Annotated in this window: 24 protein-coding genes; 8 read left to right on the top strand and 16 right to left on the bottom strand. The window is 70.8% G+C overall.

The window, feature by feature from the left end; translation table 11 throughout:
- Nucleotides 1-421 precede the first annotated feature (421 nt).
- The 4 genes from F6X53_RS17840 to F6X53_RS17855 all read left to right on the top strand — a co-directional run bounded on the left by F6X53_RS17840 (nucleotide 422) and on the right by F6X53_RS17855 (nucleotide 4,180).
- Nucleotides 422-1,102 carry a 50S ribosomal protein L25/general stress protein Ctc gene (locus tag F6X53_RS17840; protein ID WP_151001547.1) on the top strand — a complete coding sequence of 227 codons (681 nt, stop codon included), beginning with the start codon at nucleotides 422-424 and terminating at the stop codon, nucleotides 1,100-1,102.
- 136 nt (nucleotides 1,103-1,238) lie between these two features.
- On the top strand, nucleotides 1,239-1,847 hold the full coding sequence (pth, locus tag F6X53_RS17845) for an aminoacyl-tRNA hydrolase (protein ID WP_151001548.1): 609 nt from the start codon (nucleotides 1,239-1,241) through the stop codon (nucleotides 1,845-1,847).
- Between the two features lie 238 nt (nucleotides 1,848-2,085).
- Complete coding sequence (gene ychF / locus F6X53_RS17850; RefSeq protein ID WP_151001549.1) at nucleotides 2,086-3,183, top strand: redox-regulated ATPase YchF; 1,098 nt, start codon at nucleotides 2,086-2,088, stop codon at nucleotides 3,181-3,183.
- Nucleotides 3,184-3,190: 7 nt separating this feature from the next.
- Entirely contained in the window at nucleotides 3,191-4,180 is a 990-nt protein-coding gene (locus F6X53_RS17855; protein ID WP_151001550.1) for a MaoC family dehydratase, read from the top strand.
- A gap of 24 nt (nucleotides 4,181-4,204) precedes the next feature.
- Here the strand turns inward: F6X53_RS17855 and mtnA are convergent, their stop codons facing one another.
- Nucleotides 4,205-5,302, bottom strand: a complete 1,098-nt coding sequence (mtnA, locus tag F6X53_RS17860; protein ID WP_151001551.1) for an S-methyl-5-thioribose-1-phosphate isomerase — start codon at nucleotides 5,300-5,302, stop codon at nucleotides 4,205-4,207.
- 176 nt (nucleotides 5,303-5,478) lie between these two features.
- Between mtnA and F6X53_RS17865 the strand changes: the two genes are divergently transcribed.
- A complete protein-coding gene (locus F6X53_RS17865; protein WP_151001552.1) occupies nucleotides 5,479-8,172 on the top strand; it encodes a DNA translocase FtsK in 2,694 nt (897 codons plus the stop codon).
- Nucleotides 8,173-8,332: 160 nt separating this feature from the next.
- Here F6X53_RS17865 and F6X53_RS17870 read toward each other — a convergent pair whose 3' ends face one another.
- The 3 genes from F6X53_RS17870 to F6X53_RS17880 form a co-directional block, all read right to left on the bottom strand.
- Nucleotides 8,333-9,370, bottom strand: a complete 1,038-nt coding sequence (locus F6X53_RS17870; RefSeq protein ID WP_151001553.1) for an aldose epimerase family protein — start codon at nucleotides 9,368-9,370, stop codon at nucleotides 8,333-8,335.
- Between the two features lie 70 nt (nucleotides 9,371-9,440).
- A complete protein-coding gene (locus F6X53_RS17875; protein WP_151001554.1) occupies nucleotides 9,441-11,228 on the bottom strand; it encodes an ABC transporter ATP-binding protein in 1,788 nt (595 codons plus the stop codon).
- A gap of 108 nt (nucleotides 11,229-11,336) precedes the next feature.
- Nucleotides 11,337-11,843 (bottom strand): Spy/CpxP family protein refolding chaperone, encoded by a 507-nt coding sequence (locus F6X53_RS17880; RefSeq protein WP_151001555.1) that lies wholly within the window; start codon nucleotides 11,841-11,843, stop codon nucleotides 11,337-11,339.
- A gap of 263 nt (nucleotides 11,844-12,106) precedes the next feature.
- Between F6X53_RS17880 and F6X53_RS17885 the strand changes: the two genes are divergently transcribed.
- Complete coding sequence (locus tag F6X53_RS17885; RefSeq protein WP_238298464.1) at nucleotides 12,107-12,991, top strand: metal ABC transporter solute-binding protein, Zn/Mn family; 885 nt, start codon at nucleotides 12,107-12,109, stop codon at nucleotides 12,989-12,991.
- 38 nt (nucleotides 12,992-13,029) lie between these two features.
- Here the strand turns inward: F6X53_RS17885 and moaD are convergent, their stop codons facing one another.
- From moaD to F6X53_RS17905, 4 genes are all read right to left on the bottom strand, one after another.
- Nucleotides 13,030-13,281, bottom strand: coding sequence for a molybdopterin converting factor subunit 1 (gene moaD, locus F6X53_RS17890; RefSeq protein ID WP_151001557.1), 252 nt, complete (start codon nucleotides 13,279-13,281; stop codon nucleotides 13,030-13,032).
- Nucleotides 13,282-13,300: 19 nt separating this feature from the next.
- Nucleotides 13,301-13,900 carry a CDP-diacylglycerol--glycerol-3-phosphate 3-phosphatidyltransferase gene (gene pgsA / locus F6X53_RS17895; RefSeq protein WP_151001624.1) on the bottom strand — a complete coding sequence of 200 codons (600 nt, stop codon included), beginning with the start codon at nucleotides 13,898-13,900 and terminating at the stop codon, nucleotides 13,301-13,303.
- A 61-nt stretch (nucleotides 13,901-13,961) separates the two neighbouring features.
- A complete protein-coding gene (gene uvrC / locus F6X53_RS17900) occupies nucleotides 13,962-16,010 on the bottom strand; it encodes an excinuclease ABC subunit UvrC (protein ID WP_151001558.1) in 2,049 nt (682 codons plus the stop codon).
- A gap of 85 nt (nucleotides 16,011-16,095) precedes the next feature.
- Entirely contained in the window at nucleotides 16,096-16,824 is a 729-nt protein-coding gene (locus tag F6X53_RS17905) for a chemotaxis protein (protein WP_151001559.1), read from the bottom strand.
- Between the two features lie 247 nt (nucleotides 16,825-17,071).
- Here F6X53_RS17905 and F6X53_RS17910 point away from each other — a divergent pair, with 247 nt between their 5' ends.
- Nucleotides 17,072-17,938, top strand: a complete 867-nt coding sequence (locus F6X53_RS17910) for a L,D-transpeptidase (protein ID WP_151001560.1) — start codon at nucleotides 17,072-17,074, stop codon at nucleotides 17,936-17,938.
- Between the two features lie 76 nt (nucleotides 17,939-18,014).
- Here the strand turns inward: F6X53_RS17910 and F6X53_RS17915 are convergent, their stop codons facing one another.
- The 3 genes from F6X53_RS17915 to pgeF all read right to left on the bottom strand — a co-directional run bounded on the left by F6X53_RS17915 (nucleotide 18,015) and on the right by pgeF (nucleotide 20,987).
- Nucleotides 18,015-18,773 (bottom strand): DUF2076 domain-containing protein, encoded by a 759-nt coding sequence (locus F6X53_RS17915; RefSeq protein ID WP_151001561.1) that lies wholly within the window; start codon nucleotides 18,771-18,773, stop codon nucleotides 18,015-18,017.
- Between the two features lie 280 nt (nucleotides 18,774-19,053).
- Nucleotides 19,054-19,941 carry an outer membrane protein gene (locus F6X53_RS17920; protein WP_151001562.1) on the bottom strand — a complete coding sequence of 296 codons (888 nt, stop codon included), beginning with the start codon at nucleotides 19,939-19,941 and terminating at the stop codon, nucleotides 19,054-19,056.
- Nucleotides 19,942-20,216: 275 nt separating this feature from the next.
- Nucleotides 20,217-20,987 (bottom strand): peptidoglycan editing factor PgeF, encoded by a 771-nt coding sequence (gene pgeF / locus F6X53_RS17925; RefSeq protein ID WP_151001625.1) that lies wholly within the window; start codon nucleotides 20,985-20,987, stop codon nucleotides 20,217-20,219.
- Between the two features lie 264 nt (nucleotides 20,988-21,251).
- Here pgeF and F6X53_RS17930 point away from each other — a divergent pair, with 264 nt between their 5' ends.
- Nucleotides 21,252-21,455, top strand: a complete 204-nt coding sequence (locus F6X53_RS17930; RefSeq protein ID WP_151001563.1) for a hypothetical protein — start codon at nucleotides 21,252-21,254, stop codon at nucleotides 21,453-21,455.
- A gap of 76 nt (nucleotides 21,456-21,531) precedes the next feature.
- On the opposite strand, the gene F6X53_RS17935 is transcribed toward F6X53_RS17930, so the two are convergent.
- The 5 genes from F6X53_RS17935 to F6X53_RS17955 form a co-directional block, all read right to left on the bottom strand.
- The gene (locus F6X53_RS17935; protein ID WP_238297113.1) at nucleotides 21,532-22,614 is read right to left on the bottom strand and encodes a class I SAM-dependent methyltransferase; all 1,083 of its coding nucleotides are present in this window, start codon (nucleotides 22,612-22,614) and stop codon (nucleotides 21,532-21,534) included.
- Entirely contained in the window at nucleotides 22,611-23,501 is an 891-nt protein-coding gene (gene lgt, locus F6X53_RS17940; protein ID WP_151001564.1) for a prolipoprotein diacylglyceryl transferase, read from the bottom strand. Before lgt ends, F6X53_RS17935 begins: the two co-directional genes overlap by 4 nt.
- A gap of 226 nt (nucleotides 23,502-23,727) precedes the next feature.
- Nucleotides 23,728-24,630 (bottom strand): VOC family protein, encoded by a 903-nt coding sequence (locus tag F6X53_RS17945; protein WP_151001565.1) that lies wholly within the window; start codon nucleotides 24,628-24,630, stop codon nucleotides 23,728-23,730.
- The gene (locus tag F6X53_RS17950; protein ID WP_151001566.1) at nucleotides 24,627-25,526 is read right to left on the bottom strand and encodes an SMP-30/gluconolactonase/LRE family protein; all 900 of its coding nucleotides are present in this window, start codon (nucleotides 25,524-25,526) and stop codon (nucleotides 24,627-24,629) included. The genes F6X53_RS17945 and F6X53_RS17950 overlap by 4 nt, the downstream gene beginning before the upstream one ends.
- A 10-nt stretch (nucleotides 25,527-25,536) precedes the next feature.
- Nucleotides 25,537-25,995: a cupin domain-containing protein gene (locus F6X53_RS17955; protein ID WP_151001567.1), complete on the bottom strand. Its 459-nt coding sequence runs from the start codon at nucleotides 25,993-25,995 to the stop codon at nucleotides 25,537-25,539.
- Nucleotides 25,996-26,236: the final 241 nt, after the last annotated feature.

Genomic DNA, 26,236 nt, shown 5'->3' on the forward strand with positions numbered 1-26,236 from the left:
GCGCCCTCGTGGCTTTCAGGACAGTGGCTTTCAGGACAGATGAAGGCCGCAGCTGCACACAGCGCCAGTCGGCTTCGACTAAACGCGCCCGGCACTCGCGGGACACCGATCAAACGCCGTCTGGTCTCACGCGTCTTTCGCCGACCTTTCCCGCTCCATCATCCTTCCCATCTGGTTTTCGGGCTGCCCAGCGGCGACCTTGCCCAGAACGCAATCTGGATCCGTTCAGATCATCGTATCGATCGCCAAACGCACTGGCTCATCTGCCAGGGCAATTGCGTTTTGAGCGTCAGGCGGGTATGGAGCCGACGCGCCCGCCAGACACCCTTGGAGGCACGGGCGCGTGGGGATCGGTTCGGGGCCGTCCGTTTCGGGCGGCCTTTGGCGTTTCTCACCTCATTCACGTTGAAAGGATCACGCCATGAGCGCTGTTAAGCCGCTTGAGGCCGTGGCACGCGACCGGGTTGGCAAGGGGGCCGCCCGGGCCGTTCGTCGCCAGGGCCAGATTCCCGCCGTCATCTACGGCGGCGGCCAGGCCCCGCAGGCCATCGCCATCGACCTCATCCGCACCCGCACCCTGATCTATGCCGGCGGTTTCAAGACCACCGTGTTCGAGGTCGATGCCGGCGGCCGCAAGACCCGCGTCATCCCGCGCGACTTCCAGCTCGACCCCGTGAACGGCACGCCCCTGCATGTCGATTTCCTGCGCGTCGTGGCCGGCCAGACCGTCACGGTCGAGGTGCCGGTGCATTTCGTGCACGAGGACGCCGCGCCGGGCATCAAGCAGAAGGGCGGCACGCTCAACATCGTGCTCCACACGCTCGCCCTCACGGTCGCCCCCGACCAGATCCCCGATGCGATCGAAGTCGATCTCACCGGCCGCCAGATCGGCGACGCGATCCACATGACGGACGTGACGCTGCCGGCCGGTGTCACCTACACGGGTGAGGCGACCGATACGGTGGCCAACATCGTGCCGCCGACGGTGCTGGGCGCCGAGGTCGAGGCCGAGGAGGCCGCGATCGCGGAGGCGCAATCGGCCGAATCCGCCGAGGAGAAGGCCGAGGGCGACGACGCCGGCGAGACCAAGACCGAGGCGTGAGCGGCAGGGCCTTCGCCCGCGCTCGACGTCCCGACGAGATGCCCCGGCCGCAAGGTCGGGGCGTTCGCGTTTCAGACCCAAGCCCTGCGAGGCCATAGCCGCGAGCCCGGCGCCCGCAGCCGAGAGAACCCGAGCGATGCGCCTGCTGGTCGGCCTTGGAAATCCCGGTTCGCGCTATGCCCGCAACCGCCACAATATCGGCTTCCTGGCTCTGGACGAGATCGCCCGCCTGCACCGGGCGAGCCCGTTCCGCCGCCGGTTCCAGGGCGAGGCCGCCGAGGTGGGGATCGGCACCGAGCGGGCGATCCTCTTGAAGCCCCAGACTTTCATGAACGAATCCGGCCGCGCGGTCGCGGAGGCGCAGCGCTTCTACAAGATCCCGCTCTCCGACGTGATCGTGCTTCACGACGAGCTCGATCTGGCGCCGGCCAAGCTCCGGGTGAAGCTCGGCGGCGGCAATGCCGGCCATAACGGCCTGCGCTCGATCACGGCCCAGTGCGGCAACGATTACCGCCGCGTGCGCCTCGGCATCGGCCATCCGGGCGACAAGGCGCTCGTCCACGCCTACGTGCTCAACGATTTCGGCAAGCAGGAAGAGCCCTGGGTCGAGGATCTCTGCCGCGCGGTGGCCGACCACGCGGAACTCCTGGCCAGGGCCGACGATGCCGGCTTCCAGAACAAGGTCCACCTCGCCATGGCGGGCCGGGGCTGGGACGAAGTGAAGACCCTCGGGGCCCGGAATTGACACGAATCCGCAGGACCCCGATATCGACGACGGTCGAGGAGACCCGCGTCGAGGTCCCGGACGGCGTCCTTGATCGGCGCCCTCATCCCCTGCGCCCGCCGCGCCGGGCCGGGCCGTCAACGCGTCGGCCGGTCGATTCTCACCGAGGCGGCATCCCGGGCCGGGTCAGTCCGGGGTCTCGCCCTCATCATCCCCTCCCGGGTCTCCCCGGACGGCCTGCTTCAGCGGAACGAGTCTCATGGGCTTCAAATGCGGCATCGTCGGCCTGCCCAATGTCGGCAAGTCGACCCTCTTCAACGCGCTGACGCAGACGGCGGCGGCGCAGGCGGCGAATTACCCGTTCTGCACCATCGAGCCGAATGTCGGTGAGGTGGCGGTGCCCGATCCGCGCCTCGACGACCTCGCCGGCATCGCCGCGTCGAAGGAGATCATCCCGACCCGCCTGACCTTCGTGGACATTGCCGGCCTCGTGCGCGGCGCCTCGAAGGGGGAGGGGCTCGGCAATCAGTTCCTGGCCAATATCCGCGAGGTCGATGCCATCGCGCACGTGGTGCGCTGCTTCGAGGACGGCGACGTCACCCATGTCGAGGGCAAGGTCGACCCGGCCGCCGATATCGAGACGATCGAGACCGAGCTGATGCTCGCCGATCTCGAGAGCCTGGAGAAGCGCGTCGTGGCGCTCGAGAAGAAGGCCCGGGGCGCCGACAAGGAGGCCAAGGAGTTCCTCGACCTCGTCAATCGGGCGCTGCCCTACCTGCGCGACGGCAAGCCGGCGCGCCTCGTCACGCGCAAGCCGGAGGAGGAGCGCCTCTTCCAGCAGCTCGGGCTGATGACGGCCAAGCCCGTCCTCTATGTCTGCAACGTCGACGAGGGCGACGCCGACAAGGGCAACGCCCACTCGGACGCCGTGATGGCCCGCGCGAAGGCCGAAGGGGCCGTGGCGGTGGTGGTCTCGGCCAAGATCGAGAGCGAGATCGCCGTGATGCCCCAGGCCGACCAGGCCGAGTTCCTCGAGGCGGTCGGCCTGACCGAGCCCGGCCTCAACCGGGTGATCCGGGCGGGCTACGAGCTTCTCGGCCTCATCACCTATTTCACGGTCGGCCCCAAGGAGGCGCGGGCCTGGACGATTCCCAAGGGGACCCGCGCGCCGGCCGCCGCCGGCGTGATCCACTCGGATTTCGAGAAGGGGTTCATCCGGGCCGAGACCATCGCGTTCTCCGACTATACCAGCCTCAAGGGTGAGACCGGCGCGCGCGATGCCGGCAAGCTGCGGCTCGAGGGCAAGGAATACCTCGTGCAGGACGGCGACGTGCTGCATTTCCGCTTCGCGAATTGAGGCCGCGATGCCGCGCGTCTGCTTCGAGGATTTCGCCAAGGGCCAGGTGATCGCCAGTCCCGCGCTCATCCTCACGCGCGAGGCGATCGTGACCTTCGCGCGCGACTTCGACGCGCAGCCCTTCCACACCGACGAGGCCGCCGCGCAGGACACCTTCGTGGGCAGCCTCATCGCCTCGGGCTGGCACACGGCAGCGGTCGGCATGCGGCTCCTGCAGGCGAGCGTCTTCCAGGGCGGCTCCTCCATGGGGTCCCCCGGGATCACGGAGCTGCGCTGGCTGAAGCCGGTCCTGCCCGACGACGCGATCCGTCTCTCCGTCACGGTCGAGGATTGCCGCGGCTCCACCTCGAAGCCCGACCGCGGCTTCCTGCGCCTCGCCATGACGGCTCTGAACCAGCGGGACGAGGCCGTGATGAGCCAGGCCTTCACGGTGATGCTGCCCCGGCGCGACGCCGCGCCCCTGCCGCCGCGGGTGGTGAAGCTCGCCGAGGCCGCGCCCGTGGCGGAGCCGACGGATGCCGAGATCCTGCCGTTCCTCGGACGCGCCGAGACCGGCACCACGCGGGACCTCGGGCCGCACGTCTTCACGGCGGACGTTATCATGGCCTTCGCGCGGGCCTACGATCCGCAGGACTTCCATCTCGATCCGGAGGCGGCGCGACGCAGCCATTTCGGCGGGCTCTGCGCCTCGGGCTGGCACACGGCCGCCGTGTGGATGAAGCGGATGATCGCGACGCGCACCCGCGACGCGGCCCTCACGGCGGAGCGGGGGCCGGTGCCCCTGTTCGGCTCCTCGCCGGGTTTCCGCGACCTGCGCTGGCTCGCCCCCGTCTACGCGGGCGACACGCTCACCTACACCACGACGCTGACCGACAAGCGCGCCTCCGCCAGCCGCCCCGGCTGGGGCCTCGCCACGATGCGCAACGCCGCCCGCAACCAGCACGGGACGGAAGTCTTCGCCTTCACCGGCATGGTGTTCTGGCAATGGGGGCCGTGAGGCACCCCAACCCAGTCCCGCGCCTCACGCCGCCCGGCGGTGCTCCGGATAGAGCGCCAGCAGGCCCTCCCGGCTCGGCTCGGCGACGCCCCGTTCGGTGATGATGCCGGTGACGAGGCGCGCGGGCGTCACGTCGAAGGCGGGGTTCGCCACGGGGCTGCCGGGGGAGACCACCTCGATCGTGGCGAAGCCGCCATCCGGCAGGCGGCCGGTGAGATGGCTGACCTCGCGCCCGTCCCGCTCCTCGATCGGGATCTCGGCGACGCCGTCGTCGAGGCTCCAGTCGATCGTCGAGAAGGGCAGGGCGGCGTAGAACGGCACGCCGTTGTCGCGGGCTGCCAGAGCCTTCAGGTAGGTGCCGATCTTGTTGCAGACGTCGCCGCTCGCCGTGGTCCGGTCCGAGCCGACGATGCAGGCGTCGATGCCGCCGTGCTGCATCAGGTGACCGCCCGCATTGTCGGCGATGACGGTGTGGGGCACGCCGTGGGCGTTGAGCTCGAAGGCGGTGAGCGCCGCGCCCTGGTTGCGGGGCCGGGTCTCGTCCACGAAGACGTGGACCGGCACGCCGGTATCGTGGGCGGCGTAGATCGGGGCGAGGGCGGTGCCCCAGTCGACGGTGGCGAGCCAGCCGGCGTTGCAATGGGTCAGCACGTTGATGGGGCGCCCCTTGTCGCGGGCGAGGTCGCCGAGGATGTGGCCGCCATGCGCCCCGATGGCGCGGCAGCTCGCGACATCCTCCTCGGCGATGCGGCCGGCCTCCGCGAAGGCATGGGCGAAGCGCGCCTGGCTCGGCAGCGGCCGCAGCGTCGCGGCGACCCGGTTCAGCGCCCAGCGCAGGTTGATCGCGGTGGGCCGCGTCGCCGCCAGGGTCTCGATCGCGCGGTCGAGCCCCGCATCGCTCGCATCCTCCCGCATCGCCAGGGCGAGGCCGTAGGCGGCCGTCACCCCGATCAGGGGCGCGCCCCGCACGATCATGGTGCGGATCGCCTCGGCGGCATCGTCGAGCGCCGCGAGGCGGCGCAGCTCGAACGCGAAGGGGAGGCGGGTCTGGTCGATCACCGCGACGCTGAGGCCGTCGGCGGCGGGCCAGATGGTGCGGTAGGGTTTTCCGTCGATCTTCATGGGCGCAGGATTTCGCATATCCCGGATGGTTTTGCACCACCCGGACGGCGCCCCCGCGAGCGCGGGCGGGTTAAGTCCTTGAACCGGCACAGGGCGAGGGTTCTTCAACCTTAAATGGGCGTTAACGGAATGGCCGTAGCGTGAGGTTCGCTGTCCCTTTTCGTGCCCGGTCCCGCATGCGCTCGCTTCGCCGCTCCGCATCGCCCTACGACACCTTCGTCGATACGCTGCGGCCCTTCCTGGCGCGGCGGCTGACGGAGCTCGGCGGGCTCCTGCTGTTCGCGGGCGCCGTCGCCCTGACGGTGGCCCTCGCCACCTGGTCGATCGACGACCCGAGCCTGAACCACGCGACCGACCATGCCGCCCACAACGTCCTGGGGGCGCCGGGCGCGGTCGTCTCCGACCTCGCCATGCAGCTCCTCGGGCTCGGCTCGCTCGCCTTCGCGCTGCCGCCGGCCCTCTGGGGCATCCGCCTGATGCGCGCCCGCGACCTGCCGCGCGGCGGCATGCGAATCGCCCTCTGGATCATCGGCTTCTGCGCCGCGAGCGCGGTGGCGAGCGCCCTGCCGCCGACCGCCCGCTGGCCCCTGCCCACGGGCCTCGGCGGCGTGACCGGCGATTCCCTGATGTCGGCCGCCCGCACCATCGTGGGGGCGATCTCGGGCCCGGCCGCGGCCCTCGTGGGCTTCGTCTTCGCCGGCATCGCCATCCTGAGCCTCACGGGTGCCTGCCGGGTCGGCGTCAGCCTCGAGGACAACGAGGAGGACGAGGCTCCCTACCGGTCGGCGCGCGAGCCGGCGCGCCGCGCCCTGCCGGGCCGGGCCGACAGCCGCTACGACGGCCGCCACGACGCGGACGAGCCGAGCCTCGGGATCGTCTCCCTCGGCGCCGTCGCCCAGGCGGTGATGCAGGGCCGCGCGGCCCTCGGCGCCCGGGTCGAGGCCTGGAAGGCGCAACGCGCCGACGCCGCCGGGGGTCTCGCCTATGCGGGGGCCTCGCCGGCCATCGCGGCCCGGCGCGCCTTCGAGGGCGACGACGCGCCCTGGGCGACCCACCTGCCGCCGCAAGCCTCCGGCACTGAGAGCCGCCGCGAGCCGGTCTTCGAGGGTGCGGAGGCGGGCGAGCCGGTCCGCCCGCGCCGCGCCGCCCCGGCACCGATCCTGCACGACGACGAGGGCGACGACCGGGACGACGAAACCCGTCTCATCCGCGACGAGGTTCCGGCCGAGGCGCCGCGCTCGCGCGTCTCCGCCCCCGTTCCGCCGCCCGCCCCGGTCCGCCGCGCCGCGCCGCCGCCGATCCAGGATCCCGAGGATTACGACCATCCGGCCCTGGAACTCCTGGCGGAGCCGCGCGGCCCGTCCGCCGCGAGCCTCGTCTCGGCGGACGCGCTGGAGCAGAACGCCACGCTGCTGGAAGCGACGCTCAGCGATTTCGGCGTGCGCGGCGACATCCTGGCGGTGCGCCCCGGCCCCGTCGTCACCCTCTACGAGCTCGAGCCCGCCCCCGGCACCAAGTCGAGCCGCGTGATCTCGCTCGCCGACGACATCGCCCGCTCGATGTCGGCGGTCTCGGCCCGCGTGGCGGTCGTGCCCGGCCGCAACGCCATCGGCATCGAATTGCCGAATGCCAAGCGCGAGACCGTGTATCTGCGCGAACTCCTGGCCTCGGTGGATTTCGTCGAGACGAAGCATCGCCTCGCGCTGTGCCTGGGCAAGAATATCGGCGGCGAGCCGATCATCGCGGACCTCGCCCGCATGCCGCACCTGCTCGTCGCCGGCACCACGGGTTCGGGCAAGTCGGTGGCTATCAACACCATGATCCTCAGCCTGCTCTACCGGATGCGCCCGGAAGAGTGCCGCCTGATCATGGTCGATCCGAAGATGCTGGAATTGTCGGTCTATGACGGCATCCCGCACCTGCTCTCCCCCGTCGTGACCGACCCCAAGAAGGCGGTGATCGCCCTCAAATGGGCGGTGCGCGAGATGGAGGAGCGCTACAAGAAGATGTCCAAGGTCGGCGTGCGCAACATCGACGGGTTCAATGCCCGTCTCGACGAGGCGCGCGCGCGCGGCGAGATCCTGACCCGCACGGTGCAGACCGGGTTCGACCGCGAGACCGGCGAGGCGGTCTACGAGAACGAGGAGATGGACCTGTCTCCGCTGCCCTACATCGTGATCGTGGTCGACGAGATGGCCGACCTGATGATGGTGGCGGGCAAGGAGATCGAGGGGGCGATCCAGCGGCTGGCGCAGATGGCGCGGGCGGCGGGCATCCACCTGATCATGGCGACGCAGCGCCCGTCCGTGGACGTGATCACGGGCACGATCAAGGCGAACTTCCCGACCCGGATCTCCTTCCAGGTCACGAGCAAGATCGACTCGCGCACGATTCTCGGCGAGATGGGCGCCGAGCAGTTGCTCGGCCAGGGCGACATGCTGTTCATGGCCGGCGGCGGGCGGACCACGCGCGTGCACGGGCCGTTCTGCTCGGATGCGGAGGTCGAGAGCGTGGTGGCGCATCTGAAGCGCCAAGGCCGGCCGGCCTATCTCGAGGCCGTCACCGCCGATGACGGGTCCGGCGAGACCGAGAAGGGCGCCAAGGGCTCCGCCAACGAGATCGAGATGGACGGCGCCGTGTTCGATCAGGGTTCCTTCGGCGAGGCTGGCGGCGACCTCTACGAGCAGGCGATCCAGGTGGTGCTGCGCGACAAGAAGGCGTCCACGAGCTACATCCAGCGCCGCCTGCAGATCGGCTACAACCGCGCCGCCTCGCTGATGGAGCGCATGGAGACCGAGGGCTTCGTCGGCCCGGCCAACCATGCCGGCAAGCGCGAAATCCTGGTCGAGACCGAGGGGCACGGGATGTGAGGAGGGCCGCGCGCCGTCCTCACTGATCCGGAATCACTAGGATCCGGCTCTCGGCCGGACGTCGCGCGGGAGGGCTCCGGCACCGCGGGATGCGGCGGTTGAGCTCAGGACCTTTCGAGCGGCATCGTGACGGTCGTCGCGCGCCTGCGCAGGTTCGCCGTCACGCCGCGGTGAAGCGATACACGGTCGTGGATTGAAAGCACTCGCCCGGTCGCAGCACCGTCGAGGGAAAATCCGGCCGGTTTGGCGCGTCCGGGAAGCCTTGCGTCTCGAAGCAGACCGCGTCGCCGGAGCGGTAGAGCCCGCCGATCGTGCCCGTCAGCGTGCCGTCGAGGTTGTTGCCGGTATAGAGTTGCAGGCCCGGCTGCGTGGTCGAGACCTCCATCCGGCGCCCGCTCGACGGGTCCAGCGCGGTGGCGACGCGGCGCAGCGCCGCGACGCCACCGCGCAGCACGAAATTGTGGTCGTAGCCCTTGGCGAAGGCGAGCTGCGGCACGCCGGTGCGGATGCGGGCGCCGAGGGCCGTCGGCACCCGGAAGTCGAAGGGCGTGCCCGCGACCGGCGCGATCGCACCGTTCGGCACCTGGCCCTTGTCCGTCGGCGTGAACGCGTCGGCCTCGATCTCCACCACGTGGCCGAGCACGTCGCCCGTGCCTTCGCCCGCGAGATTGAAGTAGCTGTGGTTCGTGAGGTTGATCACGGTCGGCCGGTCGGTCCAGGCGGCGTAATCGATCCGCAGCGCGTCCTCGCTCAGGCTGTAGGCGACGGTGACGTCGAGATTGCCGGGGAAGCCCTCCGCCCCGTCCGGGCTGCGGTGATGCAGGACGAGGCGGGCCTCCTCCGCCGTCTCCACGCGCCAGATCTGCTTGTCGAGGCCGTTCGGCCCGCCGTGGAGGGTGTTCGGGCCGTCATTGGCGGGCAGGCGATACGCGTGGCCGTCGAGACTGAACTGGGCGCCCGCGATGCGGTTGGCGTAGCGGCCCGTGATCGCGCCGAAATGCGGGCTGCGGGCCTCGTAATCGGCGAGGTCCGCGAAGCCCAGGACCACGTTCGCGATCCGGCCGGAGCGGTCGGGCACGTCGAGGCGGCTGACGATGCCGCCGTAATCGAGCAGCTGCACCCGGAGGGCACCCCGCGTCAGGGTGTACCGGGTCACGGGGCGGCCATCCTTCAAACGCCCGAACGACTCGCTCGCCATGTTCACCTCCGCGACCGGTTGTTCCGCGTAAACTAGGCGGCGGGCCCGGGTCCGGTCAGAGCCTCGCCGGTCACGTCTCGGTGGGTGCGAGGAGACCCGGCCCCGCACCGTCCTCCGAGAGCTGGAACCGGTGCAGGCGGGTATAGGCGCCGCCCGCGGCGTAGAGGGCCTGGTGCGTGCCGGTCTCGACCACGCGGCCCGCCTCCATCACGACGATCAGGCCGGCATCGCGCACGGTGGAGAGGCGGTGGGCGATGACGAGGGTGGTGCGGCCCCGCATCAGGCGCTCCAGGGCCGCCTGGACGATGTGCTCGGATTCGGAATCGAGGGCGCTCGTCGCTTCGTCGAGGAGGAGGATCGGCGCGTTTTTGAGAAAGGCGCGGGCAAGCGACACGCGCTGGCGCTCCCCACCCGAGAGCCGCCCCCCGGCCGGGCCGACGCGGAACGCATAGCCCTCAGGCAGGCGGGTGATGAAGCCGTGCGCGGCCGCCGCCTCCGCCGCGGCCTCGATCTCGGGCTGGCTCGCGCCGGGGCGGCCGAAGCCGATATTGGCCGCGATGGTGTCGTCGAACAGCACGACCTCCTGCGACACCACCGCGATCGCGGCGCGCAGGGAGGCCGTCGTCACGTCGCGCACGTCCTGGCCGTCGATGGTCACCCGGCCCCCCGTGACGTCGTAGAGGCGGGGCACGAGGTTGAGGAGGGAGGATTTCCCCGAGCCCGAGCGGCCGACGAGCGCGGTGGTGGTGCCGGCCGGAACGACGAGGTCGATGCCCTCGAGGGCCGGCGCGTCGGGTCGGTAGCGGAAGCGGACATCCGCGAAGCGGATCTCGCCGCGATCGACCCTGAGGGGCACGGCGCCCGGGCTCTCACGGATCTCGGGCGCCTCGTCCATCAGGGCGAAGTAGCGGTGCAGGGCGGCGGCCGCCTCCTGCAGGATCGCGTTGAGGGTCCCGAGCGCGCGGGCGGGCTGGGCCGCGAGCAGGAGCGCCGCGACGTAGCCGGTGAAGTCGCCCACGGTCCGCTCGCCCGACATCACGCGCTGTCCCACCAGCATCATTACGCCTGCCACCGCGAGGCCGCCGCCGATCTCGAGCAGCGGATCGAGGCGCCCGCGGGCATTGGCGGCCTTCATCTTGAGCCGGCGCACCCCGTCGAGGGCCTCGGCCGCGCGCCCCTTGAGGTAGCCCTCCAGCGCGTAGGTCTTGGCGACACGGGCGCCCGCGAGGCTCTCGGAGATCAGGCTCGCGGTGGCCCCCATCTGCTCCTGCGTCGTGGTGGACACGCGCCGGAGCTTCTTGCCGACCCGGCCGATCGGCCCGGCCACGAACGGAACCGTGACGGCGGCGACGAGGGTCAGGACCGGATCCATCCAGATCAGCGCCGCCACGAGCCCGATCAGCATCGCCACGTCGCGCAGGAGCACCGTCGAGATGCGGGTCAGCGCCTCCTTGATGAATGCGAAATCCGTGGTGAAGCGCTGCGTGAAGGCGGCCGGGCTCTCGCGGCCGAGCTGCGCGAGGTCGGATTCGATCAGGTGCCCGTAGAGCGCCGCCTGCATGTCGGCCTCGACCCGGGTGACGACGCGGTTCGTCAGGACCGTCTGGCCGAACAGGGCGAAGCCCCGGATCGAGGTGACCGCGATGACGATCAGCGGGCCGTAGGCCAGCGCGCTCGTGTCCTTGTTGTCGAAGGCGTCGAAGGCGGCCTTGATCAGGGCCGGATAGAGCCCGGTCGCGGCGCCCACGACCGCGATCAGGACGAGGACCACCCCGAGGGTCGCCCGGTGGGGCGAGAGCCAGTCCCGCCAGAGGCGGCGGAGGAGGGGGAAGGTGTCGCCCTTGGGGAGGCGCGCCATGCTGACGTCCGATCGTTCGCGCGAGGGGCGCCACCCCGCGCGACGTCCGGAGCGACGGTGAAGGCGGTGTTTGCCGCTCTCGCCGCCCCGGATCAAGCCGCATCGCGGCTAGCGGTCGTCCCCACCATGGTGCCGGTGGCCGTGGCCGAAATGCGGGCGCATCGGCCGGGCGAGCAACAGGGCGCGCCGCTTCTGGTCCGCATCGAGGGTGGCGTAGAGGGGCTGCGAGGCGTCGGCGAGCTTGCGCAGGGCCTCGCCGCGGGCGGTCGCCGCATCCGCCATCGCCCGCAGGGCGCCCGGCGCGTCGTCGATCATGCGGCCGCGCTCGCGCATCGCCATGCGCTGCTCGCGGCGGAGCTTGGAGAGGTTGCGGATGGCACTCTCCACCGGCGGCCACAGCTTCTCCTGGTCGGCATTGAGCTTGAGCCCGGCATGGAGCGCCGCGATCCGCGCATCCGCGAAGGCGGCCCGGTCCTCGGGCGAGAGATTGCTCCAGCGGCCCATCTCGCGCCGCGCGCCGAAGGGCTCGTCCCCCTCGCGCGAGGCGGCTGCGCCGACGAAGCCGAGGGCGGCGAGGCCGGCCAGGAGGGTGGCGGTGATCACGGATCTGCGCATCGGACTCTCCGTCAGGACTTCTCGAGGCGCCGGCGGGGCCGAGCGCTGGATCCGAGAATGGCCGAGCTTGCATGGCGGCGCGCTGTCGGCCGTATGACAGCTTGTCCATCTTCCGGAAACGATCCGGACACAAAGGCCCGTCCGCGGCGGCTTGGCAATGCAACAATGTTACATTAAGGGGTCCACGAGCGTGCGGGAGCGAGGACGGGATGCGGGGATGGGTGACGGGGCGGTGGCTGGTGCTCGGGTTCAGCCTCGCCCTGATGGCGTGCGCCGCCCCGGCACGCGCGGCCGAGCCGGTGCGGGCGGTCGCGACCTTCTCGATCCTGGCGGATCTGGTGCGGCAGGTCGGCGGCGCGCATGTCGCCGTGTCGAGCCTCGTCGGCCCCGATGCCGACGCGCACGGCTACAGCCCGGCCCCGGGGGACAGCCGCACCCTGGCACGCGCCGACATCGTGGTGATCAACGGTCTCGGCTTCGAGGGCTGGATCGAGCGGCTGGTGAAGGCCTCCGGCGCGAAGGCGGCCCTGGTGGTCGCCGCGAAGGGCATCGCGACCATCCCGGGGCGGCACGAGCACACGCATGACCACGCGCCCGGAGCGCCGGACACGGACCAGGCGGCCGACCCGCATGCCTGGCAGAGCATCGCCAACGTGAAGGTCTACGTCGCCAATATCCGCGACGGGCTCACGACGGTCGATCCGGCCCATGCGGCCGATTACGCGGCCAATGCCGCGTCCTACCTGGACAGGCTCGACCGCCTCGACGCGGAGATCCGCGCCGCCATCGCGGGCATCCCGCCCGAGCACCGCCGCGTCATCACCACGCACGACGCCTTCGGGTATTTCAGCGCCGCCTACGGCCTGCGCTTCATCGCCCCCCAGGGCGTCTCCACCGACAGCGAGGCGAGCCCGCGCGACGTCGCGAAGATCATCCGCCAGATCCGCCGCGACCGGATTCCGGCGGTGTTCCTCGAAACAATCGCGGATCCGCGCCTGATGGAGCAGGTCGCCCGCGAGAGCGGCGCGAAGATCGGCGGCAAGGTCTACTCGGACGCGCTCTCGGGGCCGGCCGGGCCGGCACCGACCTATCTCGACATGATGCGGACGAACCTGCGGGCCTTCCGCGAGGCCCTCGGCCCGGCGTGAGGGCCGGGCGGGGTGTGCCCGAGCGGCGGGTGGCGCGATCACCCGCCCGTCATCGGCGGGAAGAACGCGATCTCGCGCGCGCCCGCGATGGCGGCCTCGGGCTTGGCGTGGACGCGGTCGATCGCCGTGCGGACCACGCCGGCATTCTCGAAGGCGTAGGCGTATTCCTCGCCCCGGCCCTGCAGCCAGCCGATCAGGTCGGCGACCGTGGCGATGCCGGCCGGCGGCGTCACGATCTCCTCGGCCTTGCCGACGCGCTCGCGCACCCAGGCGAAATAGACGAGCTTCATGCTCTGCAACCCTCTCGGATCAGCGCGGGTCGTCGATGACGTGCTTGATCCCGGCTCTCATGTAGTCCCAGCCGGTCCAGATCGTCAGGGCCGCGGCGATCCAGAGCAGGCCGAGGCCGATCTTGACGGTACCGGGCAGGATCGTCTCGCCGGCGGGACCCGCCACGAGGAAGCCGATCGCCACGAGCTGCACCGTGGTCTTCCACTTGGCGATCCGGCTCACCGGCACGCTCACCTTCAGCTCGGCGAGATACTCGCGCAGCCCCGAGACCAGCACCTCGCGGCAGAGGATCACGATCGCGGCCCACAGGTTCAGCCCCGTGATGGTGTGGTCGGCCGCGAGCATCAGGAGGCAGGCCGCCACCAGGAGCTTGTCGGCGATGGGGTCGAGCATGCGCCCGAGGGCCGAGGATTGGGCATAGGTCCTGGCGACGTAGCCGTCGAGGTAATCGGTGATGGCCGCGAGCGCGAAGATCGCGAGCGCGGCAAAGCGCGCCCCGACCTCGTCCGGCCAGAACAGGAGACCGGCCAAAACCGGGACCGCGGCCAGGCGGCCGTAGGTGAGACAGTTCGCGAGCGTCCAAGCCTGCGACCGACGTCGGGGGAGGACGGCGTTCATCGGCGCGGTGAAATCACGGGCCGGTGACAGCGTCAACCGCTCGGCGTCGTCGGGCAACGGTTCAGGCTCCCGCATGGAAGAAGTCGTAGACGGCCCGCGCCGTCGCGGCATTGACGCCCGGCGCCTTGGCGAGGTCCTCCAGAGCCGCCCGCTGGATCGCCTTCACGGTGCCGAAATGGTGCAGGAGCGCGCGCTTGCGCGTCGGTCCGATCCCGGCGATCTCGTCGAGGGGATTGCGCACCATCTCGCGCTTGCGCCGGGCCCGGTGGCTGCCGATGGCGAAGCGGTGGGCCTCGTCGCGCAGGCGCTGCACGAAGTAGAGCGTCGGGTCGCGGGGCGGCAGCTTGAAGGGCGGGCGCCCGGGCACGAAGAAGGTCTCGCGCCCCGCATCCCGGTCCCGCCCCTTGGCGATGCCCACGAGGGGCACGTCCGTGACGCCGATCTCCTCCAGCGCTTTGCGGGCGGCATCGAGCTGGCCCTTGCCGCCGTCGATGAGCACGAGGTCGGGCCAGGCCGGGAAGGCGTCGGAATCGGCCTGCGGTTCCGGCACGGGCTCGGGCGGGCCGCCTTCGAGGGCCGCCACCGCCGCCTCGTTGGCCGTGCGGGGCGCCTCCTTGACGAGGCGCTTGAAGCGGCGCTGCAGGACCTCGCGCATCATCCCGTAATCGTCGCCGGGGGTCAGTTCCTCGGACTTGATGTTGAAGGTGCGGTAATGGGCCTTCATGAAGCCCGTCGGGCCCGCCACGATCATGCCGCCGACCGCGTTCGTGCCCATGATGTGCGAGTTGTCGTAGACCTCGATCCGGCGCGGGCTGCGCGCGAGGCCGAAGGCCTGGCCCAGGGCCGTCAGGAGCTTGCCCTGCGAGGCGGTGTCGGCCAGGCGCCGCGCCAGCGCCTCCTTGGCGTTGCGGCGGGCGTAATCGACGAGGTTGCGGCGCTCGCCCCGCTGCGGCAGGTGGATCTCGACCCGGTGCTCGGTGCGGCTCGACAGGGCGGCGGCGACGAGTTCGGCATCCTCCACCGCGTGGCTCGTCAGCACGATCCGGGGCGCAGGCTTGTCGTCGTAGAACTGGCCGATGAAGGAGCCCAGCACCTCGTCCGGCGTCATCGAGCGGTCGGCCTTGGGGAAATAGGCGCGGTTGCCCCAGTTCTGGAAGTTCCGGAAGAAGAACACCTCGATGCAGAATTGCCCCGCCTGCTCGTCGAGGGCGAAGACGTCGGCCTCCTCCACACCCTGCGTGTTGACCCCTTGCGCGCCCTGGATCGCCGAGAGAGCGGCGATGCGGTCGCGGTAGCGCGCGGCGCGCTCGAATTCGAGCGCGTCCGAGGCGGCCTGCATCTCGGCGCGCATCCGGTCCTTCACGGCGTTGGACTTGCCGGCCAGGAACGCATTCGCGCTGTCGGCGAGCGTCCGGTACTCGTCGAGGGGAATCTCGCCGGTGCAGGGGCCGGAGCAGCGCTTGATCTGATAGAGCAGGCAGGGCCGCGTGCGGTTCTCGTAGTAGCTGTCCGTGCAGGTGCGCAGCAGGAAGGCGCGCTGGAGTGCGTTCACCGTGCGGTTGACCGCCCAGACGCTGGCGAAGGGGCCGTAATAGCTACCCTTCCGACGGCGTGCGCCCCGGTGCTTGATGATCTGCGGCGCCTCGGAATCCGCCGTGACCAGGATGTAGGGGAACGACTTGTCGTCCCGCATCAGCACGTTGAAGCGGGGCTTCAGCTGCTTGATCAGGTTGGCTTCGAGGAGCAGCGCCTCGGTCTCGGTGGCGGTGGTGACGAACTCCATCGCCGCCGTCTGCGAGATCATGCGGGCGATGCGGTTCGAATGCGCCTGGCCCCGCGCGTAGGAGCCGACCCGCGCCTTCAGGTTCTTGGCCTTGCCGACATAGAGCACGTCGCCCTTGTCGTCGAACATCCGGTAGACCCCGGGCGAGGTCGGCAACGTCGTCCAGAAACGGCGGATCACCTCGGTGCCGGCCGTGACGGCGCCCGGCTCGAAATCGAAATCGATCTCCGGGGATTCGTCGAGGGGGGCCGCGTCGGAGAAGTCCTCCGGGCCCTCGCCGTCGTCGAACGCGTCGGGGGGAACGTCTGTCTGCGTCCTGCGGCTCATCCGCGATGATTTAAGGCCGCCCGATTCGCGAGGAAAGGGGCGGCCGGGCCGGCGCGGAGCCGGGAGCGCGATTTCCCGCGCGCTCTCAGTCGAACAGGGCGTCGATGTCGGTCTGGTCGACGTGACCGATATCGTCCTCGAGCTTCGGGCCGTTGAGGAGCGAGGATTCGTCGTCGATATTCGGGCCGGCATCCTGCAGGCTCGCGAAGTCGCGGAAGCTGTCGAGGCCGCTCCAGGCCTCGATCACGCGGTCGAGATGGTCCTCGACGAATTTCAGCACGCCGACGATCTTGCTGATGCGCTGGCCCGTCAGGTCCTGGAAGTTGCAGGCCTCGTAGGCGACGATGACGCGCTCGAGGATCGCGTCGACATTGTCCTGGCCGGCCTTGCCCATCGAGGCGCGCAGCATGTTGGCGTTCGTCTCGATATCCTCGATGGCGGTGAGGAGCGAGGTCGTGGCGCGCTCGGTGGAGCCCACCACGGCATCGAGCTCGTCGGCGGCCCGCCGCATGCCCTTGCCGGAATTCTCCGAGCGGTGGAGCGCCGCGATCTCCTGCTTGGTGCGGGTGATCGCCTCCTTCATGAGGTCGAGCTCGCCGCGCATCGAGAAGGCCTCGTTGAGCTCTCGGCGGCAGGCGTCGATCGTCTCGCTGGCGCTCGCCTGCGTCAGGCGCTGCAGGGTCTGGATGGCACCCAGGATCTCGTCGAGGCGTGCCGTCTGGGCGGCGGACATCCCGGCGGTGGGGGCAGCCTCGCCGGCCGACGCGGGCGCGAGTCCGAGGCTGTCTTCGATGCGGTAGCGCTTGATGGTCATCGTGTCGGATCGGCCCGCAGGAGTGGTCCCTCCGAAAATGCCGAAGAGTGGTTGCCACTTGTTGAATGCCGCGGCGCGCGTTCGAAACTTTTACTGGCCATTGACGATGCGCGCGGACGAATTCGGGACGACTGGGGTCGCGTGAAGGATTCACCACGTTTTTTCATCCGATTCTCGGGGACGCGGCCGATCGTCGGTCCAGGCCGGCCTGATTGCTTCCGGCCGGACGGGCTGGAGGGGTTCGGGGATGCGTGTGGGGTTGTGCGTGACGGCGGCACTGGCCGCGGCGGCCTTGGCGGGGCCGGGATGCGGGGCGGCTTCGGCCCAGGCGCGGGCCGGCTACGCGCAATCCGGGTCGGCCGGCCAGTATGGCGGCGGCTTCATCGAGTACCTGATCACGGGAGGCGGGCAGCCCCGGGCCCTTCGTCCGAACCCGGTCGACCTGGGCGGCACCCTGCCGAACCATCCGGCGGCCTACGGGTATGGCGGGCCGACGGCGCGGCGCCTCCAATCCGGCGATCCGCTTCCCGATGAGGGCCAATCCTATGGCCAAGCCTATGGCCAATCCTATGGGCAGGCCTACGGGCAGGCCGCTCCGCCGGTCCGGCTCGCGGCCCTGCCGCAGGCGCCGGAGGCCTCCGGCGACGTCGCCCGCATCGGGCGCGCCATCGATCCGCAATTCACCCGCCAGGTGGTGGCCTATAGCGGCTCGCAGCGGCCGGGCACGATCGTGATCGATACGCCCTCCCACCATCTCTACCTGGTCCAGCCGGGCGGACAGGCGATCCGCTACGGAATCGGCGTCGGCCGCCCGGGCTTCGCCTGGTCCGGCCTGAAGACGGTCAGCCAGAAAAAGGAATGGCCGGACTGGACCCCGCCGCCCGAGATGCTGAAGCGCCGGCCGGACCTGCCGCGCCACATGGAAGGCGGGCCGCAGAACCCACTCGGCGCCCGAGCCCTCTATCTCGGCTCCTCGCTCTACCGCATCCACGGCACCAACGAGCCGCACACGATCGGCCAATCGGTCTCCTCCGGCTGCATCCGGATGATGAACGAGGACGTGATCGACCTCTACGAGCGCGCGCCGGTGGGCACCCGGGTCGAGGTGCTCTGAGCCGCGCGACGCGAGGCGCGCATGAGAAAGGCCCGGCGCCTCGCGGCACCGGGCCTTCCCGTCGCGTCAGATGAACTCAGGCCCAGTCGTCGTCGCCGCCCGAACCGAGATCGCCGTCGAAATCACCGCCGGCATCATTGTCGAAGGACGCATCCTGCGCGCCGCCCAGGGGCGCGCCGAAATCCTGCGTGCCGCCATCGCCGGAGCCGAAGTAATTGTTCTCGACGATGGTCTCGCCGCCCCCGCCGAGGCCGGCTGCCGCGGCGCTGCCGAGCTGGGAATGCCCGCCCGCGAAGGCGTTCGAGAGGGCGCTGCCGAGCAGCATGCCGCCCGCCGCGCCCGCCGCCATCGGGAGAGCGGTGGCCAGGAAGCCGCCGCCCCGCGCCGGCGCCTGCGGCTGGCCGCTCCAGGGCCCGCCCTGCTGCGGATAACCTTGCTGCGGGTAGCCCTGCGGGCCGCCCTGCTGCGGGTAGCCTTGCGGCGGATAGCCTTGCGGGCCACCCTGGTTGCCCCAGGGCTGTCCCGCCGGCCGCTGCTGCTGGGGCGGATATTGGGGCTCCTGGCGCGCGCCGCCGCCGAAGATGCTCGACAGGAAGCCGCCGCCGCCCTGAGGCTGGGCCTGCTGGCTGCGCCGCGCCTCCTCGAGCTGCTGGTTCAGGCTCTTGATCGCTTCTTCCTGCACGTAGATGAGCTGCGCCATCGCGTAGGGCGCGTAGGGCTGGGCCCGGATCTTCTCGCCGATGAAGCGCTCGGCATCTCCGTCGCGGGGCTGGCTGGAGGCCTGCTCGAGCCGCTGGAAGATACCGGCAATGACGTCGCGTTCTTCGCTGTTCATGGAGTCGTCCTCCTACAGGCTTGCCGGCGGCGCTCAGCGCCCCGGGCGGGCGCCATCGAGATGGGGAGGGCGCTCCGACTTTGTCAGGGGGGCGATCGAAACTTCGCCGTGCTTTCGGCCGCGTCGATCCGCATCCGGATCGGCGGGCCATCATCCCCCACCAACGAAAGAAGCCCGGCCTCTCGGCCGGGCTTCTTCACGCGATCACGCGGGATCGGGCAGGATCACGCTGGGACCGGGCGTCCCGCGGGCAGAGCGCCAGCGGGACGTTCGGTTCGGCTTAGTAGCTGCCGAACTTGTAGTTCAGGCCGGCGCGCACGACGGCGAACTCGGTGTCCTGACGGCGGCCGACGGCGGTCGTCAGGACGGTGCCGTTCGGGGTGACCGCGAAGGCGCCGTTGTTGCGGTTGCCCTGGTCGAGGTTCACGTACAGGCCTTCGACCTTCAGCGTCACGGCCGAGGAGCGGAAGAAGTTCAGGAACGAGTCGGTGGGCAGCGCGTACTCGATACCGCCGCCGGCAGCCCAGCCGGTCTGGAAGCTGTCGGTCGAGCTGTTGGGCAGGCCGAACTGGCGACCGCCGCCCGAGCCGTAGGCGAAGCCGCCGGTTCCGTACACGAGGGTGCGGTCGAAGGCGTAGCCGAGGCGACCGCGAACGGTGCCGAAGTAGTCGAGGCCCGAGATGCCGTTCGGGTTGAAGACCAGCGAACCGGCCTGCACGCCGCCGCCCGGCACGGTGGCCGCCGCGAAGCGGTTCCGGTTACGGCCGAAATCGACGTACTGGGCATCGGCCTCGACGCCGATCACGACACCCGAGCCCGGGGTGAACTGGTAGTTGTAGCCGATCTGACCACCGCCGACGAAGCCGTCGTTGCTGTTGCGGTTGGAGAAGGCGACGACGCCGGCCGCCGGAGCGCCCGCGCCGGTGACGAACAGACTGGAGGCGGCGGTCGGGCCGGCGGGAACGCCGATCACGGTCGGGGCGCGGTCATCCTGGGTGCCGAAGCCGTAGCCGGCGTTGAAACCGGCGTAGAACCCCGTCCAGGTGAAGACCGGAACCGGAGCGAAGACCGGCGGGGGAGCGGCGCGGCGCGGCAGATCGGCAGCGAGGGCGGAGCCGGCGAACGCGATGCCGGCGAGGGCGGTTGCGCCCCGAAGAATGGATTTCATGGTCTGGTCCTCTATCCGTAAGCACCGGCGCTCCTTGGCGGATTGCGTCCGGTACGGGTTCCCCGTCTTATGTCAGCGGCACTCGGGATGCTGTTGCTGGGCGACCACGCCGACCGCCGTGAAGGCGGCCCCTTTGTGGCAATGTGCGCCTCATTCTTCCCTGGCACCTTGCAGTCAAAACGCGGTCGAATGGCCAAGGTTCAATAACGGCCACGCTTTTTTCGCCGCGCCCGCTTTGACAAAATGTCGCACCCCTCGGCGCGAAATGTGGCGGTTCAGGGCGTGAGCGCGATGGCGGAAATCAGCCGACCGTAATCGGGCTCGCCCCGATGGGTGGTGCGCCGGTAGCTGTAGAAGCGCTCCGCATCTGCGTAGGTGCACAGGTTGACGGACGCCGGCTCGCCGATCCCGGCCTCCTCCAGGCGGGCCAGGATGAAGCCAGGCAGGTCGAATTGGGCGTGGCCGGGCCGCAGCCCCTGCGCGAAGAAGCGCTCGCTCCCGGGCGCCTCGGACCGGAACCGGTCCATCAGGTCGGCCCCGACCTCGTAGGATTCCTGCGCGATGGTCGGGCCCAGCACCGCGACGATGCGGCCGCGCTCGGCCCCGAGCCCCTCCATGGCCGAGATCGTGGCCTCGATCACGCCACCGAGGGCGCCCTTCCAACCCGCATGGGCGGCGCCGACGACGCGGTTCTCGGGGTCCGCGAACAGGATCGGACCGCAATCGGCGGTGGCGATGCCGAGGGCGAGGCCGGGCATGCGGGTGACCATGGCGTCGGCCTTGGGGCGCTCGGACAGCGCGAAGGGCGCCTCGACGGTGACCACCTCGGCCGAGTGGACCTGGTAGAGGCTGACGAGGTTCGGTGCCGGGAGGCCGAGTTGCGCGCACATCCGCGCCCGGTTCTCGCCGACGCGCGCCGGCGCGTCGTTCGAGCCGATTCCGCCATTCAGCGCGGCGTAGACGCCTTCCGAGACGCCGCCCTGCCGCGTGAAGAAGGCGTGGCGGATATAGGAATGCGAGCTGAGCTCGGGCGCTTCGAGGAACATGGCGGTCTCGGGGTTCGGGTTCGGGGCGCGGGTCGGCATAGCTCAGCCGGGCCCGCGAGACGATGGGTTCCGTCGTGGGAGCCTGGCGAAGCGCGCGGGAAACGGTACGATCAGGAGCCGGCACGGTGGCGTGTGAAGGCCCCCGCCTTGCCGGTAGTCCCGAGGCCCCGACGGGACTACACTTCGGACGGAACCTGGGCCCCGGATCTGCATTTTGAATCCCGCTTGATCCAAGCCCAGTGCCGCACCAGTCGAGGAAGGACGATGGCTCAGAACATTCAGCCCGACCGCCCTATCTGGCCCTCCGTACCGGATCCCGTGCTCCGCTCCGGGCGTGGCGCCTTCGAGAATGACACCCATCGCGACCGCGAGGGCGCGCACACCCATCCGGGCGCCCTGCCGAACGAACCCCAGGCCCCGCGCCTGCCCGCCACGAGCTCCGAAGGGTTCGGCACCTTCGAGGGATGAGCGCCAGCCCCGGACGAGGACGGCCCACCGGGCCCGGCCGCCGGACCAGGGCGGGCCGGGCCCTTTCACGTCGTGCCTAGAAGCCCGGCACGCCCGCCAGTCCCGGAGCGCTCAGGGCCATGACCTTGAACAGGCGGCCCATGCCGCGCCGGCCCGGATCCGTCAGGCGCGCCACCGCCGCATCGATCGCCAGACGCTGGGCCGGGCTCGCCCGCTGCTTCAGGCGCTCCGCCCGGGCGAGGAGCCCGAGGGCCATCAGGAAATCGCGCTGATCGACGGGCCCGTGCACCCGCGCGCCCTCGGCCCCCGCCGCGCGGGCGAGGGCGGCGAAATCCACGTGCGCCGTGAGGTCGGCCTCCCCGGGCGCCGCGAGGGGATCGGCGAAGCGATGCCCGGCGACAGCCTGGAGCGTGTCGCCGAAGCCAGGTCGAACATGGCCGTAATCGATCGCCAGAAGGGCGCCGCCCTGGTCGCGCAGGCGCCGGGCAAAGCTGCGGGCGAGGTCGAGGGCCGGCCCCGGCAGGGTCAGGATCACGCCCTCGGGCCCCTCCGCGGCTAGGTTCCGCTCGGGCTCCGGCGCGAGGCCGAAGGCGAGGCGGCCGTCGGGCCCGAGACCGACCACGCGCTCGCACCAGCCGCGGGCGGTCCGGGCGAACTGGCGCACCGGCAGGGCGTCGAAGAACTCGTTGGCCAGGATGATCGTGGGCCCCTCCGGCAGGGTGTCGGGGCTGTCGTGCCAGATCGGCGCCCCGAAGGCCGCGGCGGCGTCGGCGAGGGTGCGCGCCTGCGCCGCCCGCAGGATCGGGCTGGTCTCGACGAGGTGAAGCTCGGGCTTGAGGCCGGGCGCTGCGGCGCGCAGGGCCCGCACGGCATCGGCCATCAGGGTGCCGCGCCCGGGCCCGAGCTCGACGAGGAGCAGGCGCTCGGGCGCGCCCATCGCGGCCTGGAGCGCGACGGCCCAGAGGCCGATCAACTCGCCGAACATCTGGCTGATCTCGGGCGCCGTGGTGAAGTCGCCGCGGGCGCCGAGCGGATCGCGGGTCCGGTAATAGCCGTGGACCGGGTGAGCGAGGCACAGGGCCATGTAGCGGTCGATCCCGATCGGCCCGGTCTCGCGGATCAAGGCCGCGATCTCGTCCGCGAGGGGCGTCGCGCTCACGCCTTCACCGCGGTGTCACCCGGCGCCTCGATGGGCCGGCGCGGGCGGGTATGGCCGCGCGCCGCCAGGACGATGTAGGTGAGCCCGACCAGCGCCATGGGGACGCAGAGCAGCATCCCCATGGTGATCCCGCCGCCGAGGGGCCCGAGCTCGCTGCCGAACAGGTAGCCGAGCTGACGGTCCGGCTCGCGGAAGAATTCGCAGAAGGTCCGGGTCAGGGCGTAGCCGAGGACGAAGATGCCCCCGAGGAGGCCAGGCCTGCGGAAGCCGAAGCGCCGGGCCGCCAGCGCCATCACGAGGAACAGGACCAGCCCCTCGCTGGCGGCTTCGTAGAGCTGGCTCGGATGGCGGGGCAGGGGACCGCCGGTCGGGAAGACCACCGCGTAGGGGAAGTCGGGCGCGATGCGGCCCCACAATTCGCCGTTCACGAAATTGGCGATGCGGCCGAAGAACAGGCCGATCGGCACCACCACGGCGGCGAGGTCGAGGAGGGTGTAGCCGTTGAGCTTGCGCACGCGGGCGAAGAGCAGCATCGCCAGGATGGCCCCGAGGAAGCCGCCATGGAACGACATGCCGCCGTTGCGGATGGCAAAGATCTCGATCGGGTCGTCGAGATACATCGGGAGATTGTAGAACAGCACGTAGCCGATGCGGCCGCCCAGGACGACGCCGAGCGCCACCCAGACGATGAGGTCGTCGATGTCGGCGAGGCTCGGGCGGCGCACCACGCCCCAGAGGCTGTCGGCCATGACGAGGCGGCGGGCGTAGTACCAGCCCCCGACCAGCCCGGCGATGTAGGCCAGCGCGTACCACTTGATGGTGATCGGCCCGATCGCCACCGCGACGGGGTCGATGGCCGGGAAGGGCAGGGCAAGGAGCGGCGGCATCCGGGGCCTCGGGTGTTGGCGCCTGTCGGATTCCGGCGCCGATCCCCGCCGGACGCGGCAATCCGGCGGAGCCCGGGCGAGGCGCGGTCCCGACAGGCTGTATCGGGCGCGGCATTGGACGCACGGTCTCCGGGGCGTCAAGTCTCCCCGGCGCCGCAACGGTCGGCGCCGCGCCGGCGGCCGGCGAGCCAGGCGTTGCGGCCTCGACCACGCAGCCGCGCGGATCTCAGGCGCCGGTGAGCAGGAAGCCGTGGCCGTCCGGGCCGGTGCCGTAGGCGAGGCTCCCGTCCTCCGACAGGGTGGCCGGATACCCCGCCGCCCGGACGCGGTCCACGAGGGCCGGCACGTCCTCAGCCGTGAAGACGAAGCGGGTCGTCGCGGCGTCGCGCGGGCCGAACCGCGCGGTCGCGCCCGGATGCGCGACGGGCCGGCGGTAATGCAGCAATTCGACATGCGGCGTCGCCCGGGGGGGCATCAGCCCGACGACGTCGACCTCGGGATCGGGAACACCGTCGAGGCGGGCCTGCTCCGGCCCGCGATTGAGGCTGCGGCTCCCGAGCCCGAGCCCGAGGATGCCGGCATAGAAGGCGAGGGCCGCGTCGAGATCCGTCACCGTGATGGCCGAGTGGTCGATGCCGAGGAACAGCCCGGGCGCGCCGCTCCAGCGCGCCGCGGCATCCCCGCCGGGGAAGTGGATCAGCTCGACCGGGTGCCCATCGGGGTCGCGGAACTTGAAGGCCGCGACGCCGCCGGAGGATTCCGGCAGAGTCAGCGCGCCCCCCTGGCTGATCGGCTCGGGACGAAGCACCGCGAGCGCCGCCATCGCCCGCTCCATGTCGCGGACCGGAATGGCGATGTGCTGGAAGATGGGATCGGTCGCGGCCGGCGAGGCCGGGTCGGCCGCGACCGGTGGATCGAAGGCCAGGAAGGAGACGGCCTGCTGCCCGAGCCGCATGGTCAGCCGCTGCGCCGGGGCGTCGGGGAGAGCCATGGCCTGGAGAAGCGACGCCGGCACCGCCTCCGGCGGCGCCTCGCGCACGAAGCCGAGCCCGTCGCGGTAGAACGCCTCGGTCCGGGCGAGATCCGCGACGGTGCGGCTGATGGCGTGGAGAGCCTGGATCCCGCTCATAGCAGCCGCGCCCCCCGGCGGTTCACGTAGATGGCGTAGAGGCTGTGCGAGGCGCACAGGAACAGGCGGCTTCGGTTGCGCCCGCCGAAGGCGAGGTTCGAGACGGTCGCGGGCACCCGGATCTTTCCGAGGAGAATCCCGGCGGGGTCGAGGCAATGCACCCCGTCGGCGGCGCTCGACCACAGATTCCCGTCCTCGTCGCAGCGAAAGCCGTCGGCGAAGCCCGGCGTGATCGTGTGGAAGACGCGGCCGTCTCGCAAACCCTCCTCCTGCACGGCGAAGACCCGGATGTGCTGCACCGGATCGGGCACGAATTGCAGGCCGCTCTCGGCGATGTAGAGGAGCGATTCGTCGGGCGAGAAGCAGAGGCCGTTCGGTCCCGCGAAATCGTCGGCCACGACCGTGAGGGCGCCGTCGCGCGGATCGAGCCGGTAGACCGCGGCGGGCAACTCGGATTCCTGCTTGCCACCCTCGTAATCCGTCTGGATGCCGTAGGGCGGATCCGTGAACCAGATCGTGCCGTCGGACTTGCAGACGAGGTCGTTGGGCGAGTTCAGGCGCTTGCCGCGATAGCGGTCGGCCAGGACTGTGACGCGTCCATCGAGCTCGGTCCGGGTGATGCAGCGGCCCCGATGCGAGCAGGAGATCAGCCGCCCCTCCCGGTCGCGGGCATGGCCGTTCTCGAAGTTCGAGGGCGCCCGGAAGACGCTCAGACCGCCCGCCTCGCTCCAGCGCATGACGCGGTTGTTCGGCAGGTCGCTGAACAGCAATTCGTCCCGGTCCCCGAACCAGACCGGGCCCTCGCACCACCGGAAGCCCTCGGCGAGCATCTCCAGCGGCGCGTTCGGCAGGACGAAGGCCTTGAAGCGCGGGTCGCAGAACTCGAAGGCCTCCATGCCGGCCGCCCTACTTGAAGCGGCCGGGCTGGTTGACCGTCGGCTCCACGAGAAGTCCCGTCACCATCATGGTGCAGGGCTCGCTCCCGACCGTGCCCGAGAGATGACCCTTGCGCCCGTCTCGGGGCCTCGTGTTCTGGTCCTCGCCGAACATCAATTCGCCCGGGCCCATCTCGACCCGGTGGCCGTCCATGGTCTCCACGAACCAGCGCCCGGTCAGGACCGCGATCCATTGCGGCCGCGGATTCTCGTGCCACTCTCCGACCCAGCCGACCGGCAGGACCGTGAAGGTCACGGCGGCCTGCGCAGGCGCCAGCTTGTCGTTCCATTGCGGCGCGGTCTGCGGGTCGATGCCCTTCAGCTCGAACTGCGTCAGGTGGAATCGCTTCTGGCGGCTGACGCCCCCGGGATCGGTATAGACGTGCCAGTAGGGCATGCTCGGCGGGGATCCGGCCGTGTCGTCTGCCATCGGGTTTCTCCTCAGGGACTTCCACACGCGCAGGGCGCAATGGCGCGATCGGGCCGGGCCTGCCGGATGCGGGGGCCGGCGGGTGAACGCCCGCGCCTGTGCAGGGTTGCGGAGGCTCACCGGTCTGTGTGCGGTGCAGGACGAAGCGTTGCGGGACGCGAAGATTTGATCCCGCTGCGCTGCGGAACGCAGCCTTTGCGGTCACGTTGGCCGCACGCATCGCGCGAGACCCGGAGCCGGC

The sequence above is a fragment of the Methylobacterium soli genome (assembly GCF_008806385.1).
Classification (GTDB): domain Bacteria; phylum Pseudomonadota; class Alphaproteobacteria; order Rhizobiales; family Beijerinckiaceae; genus Methylobacterium; species Methylobacterium soli.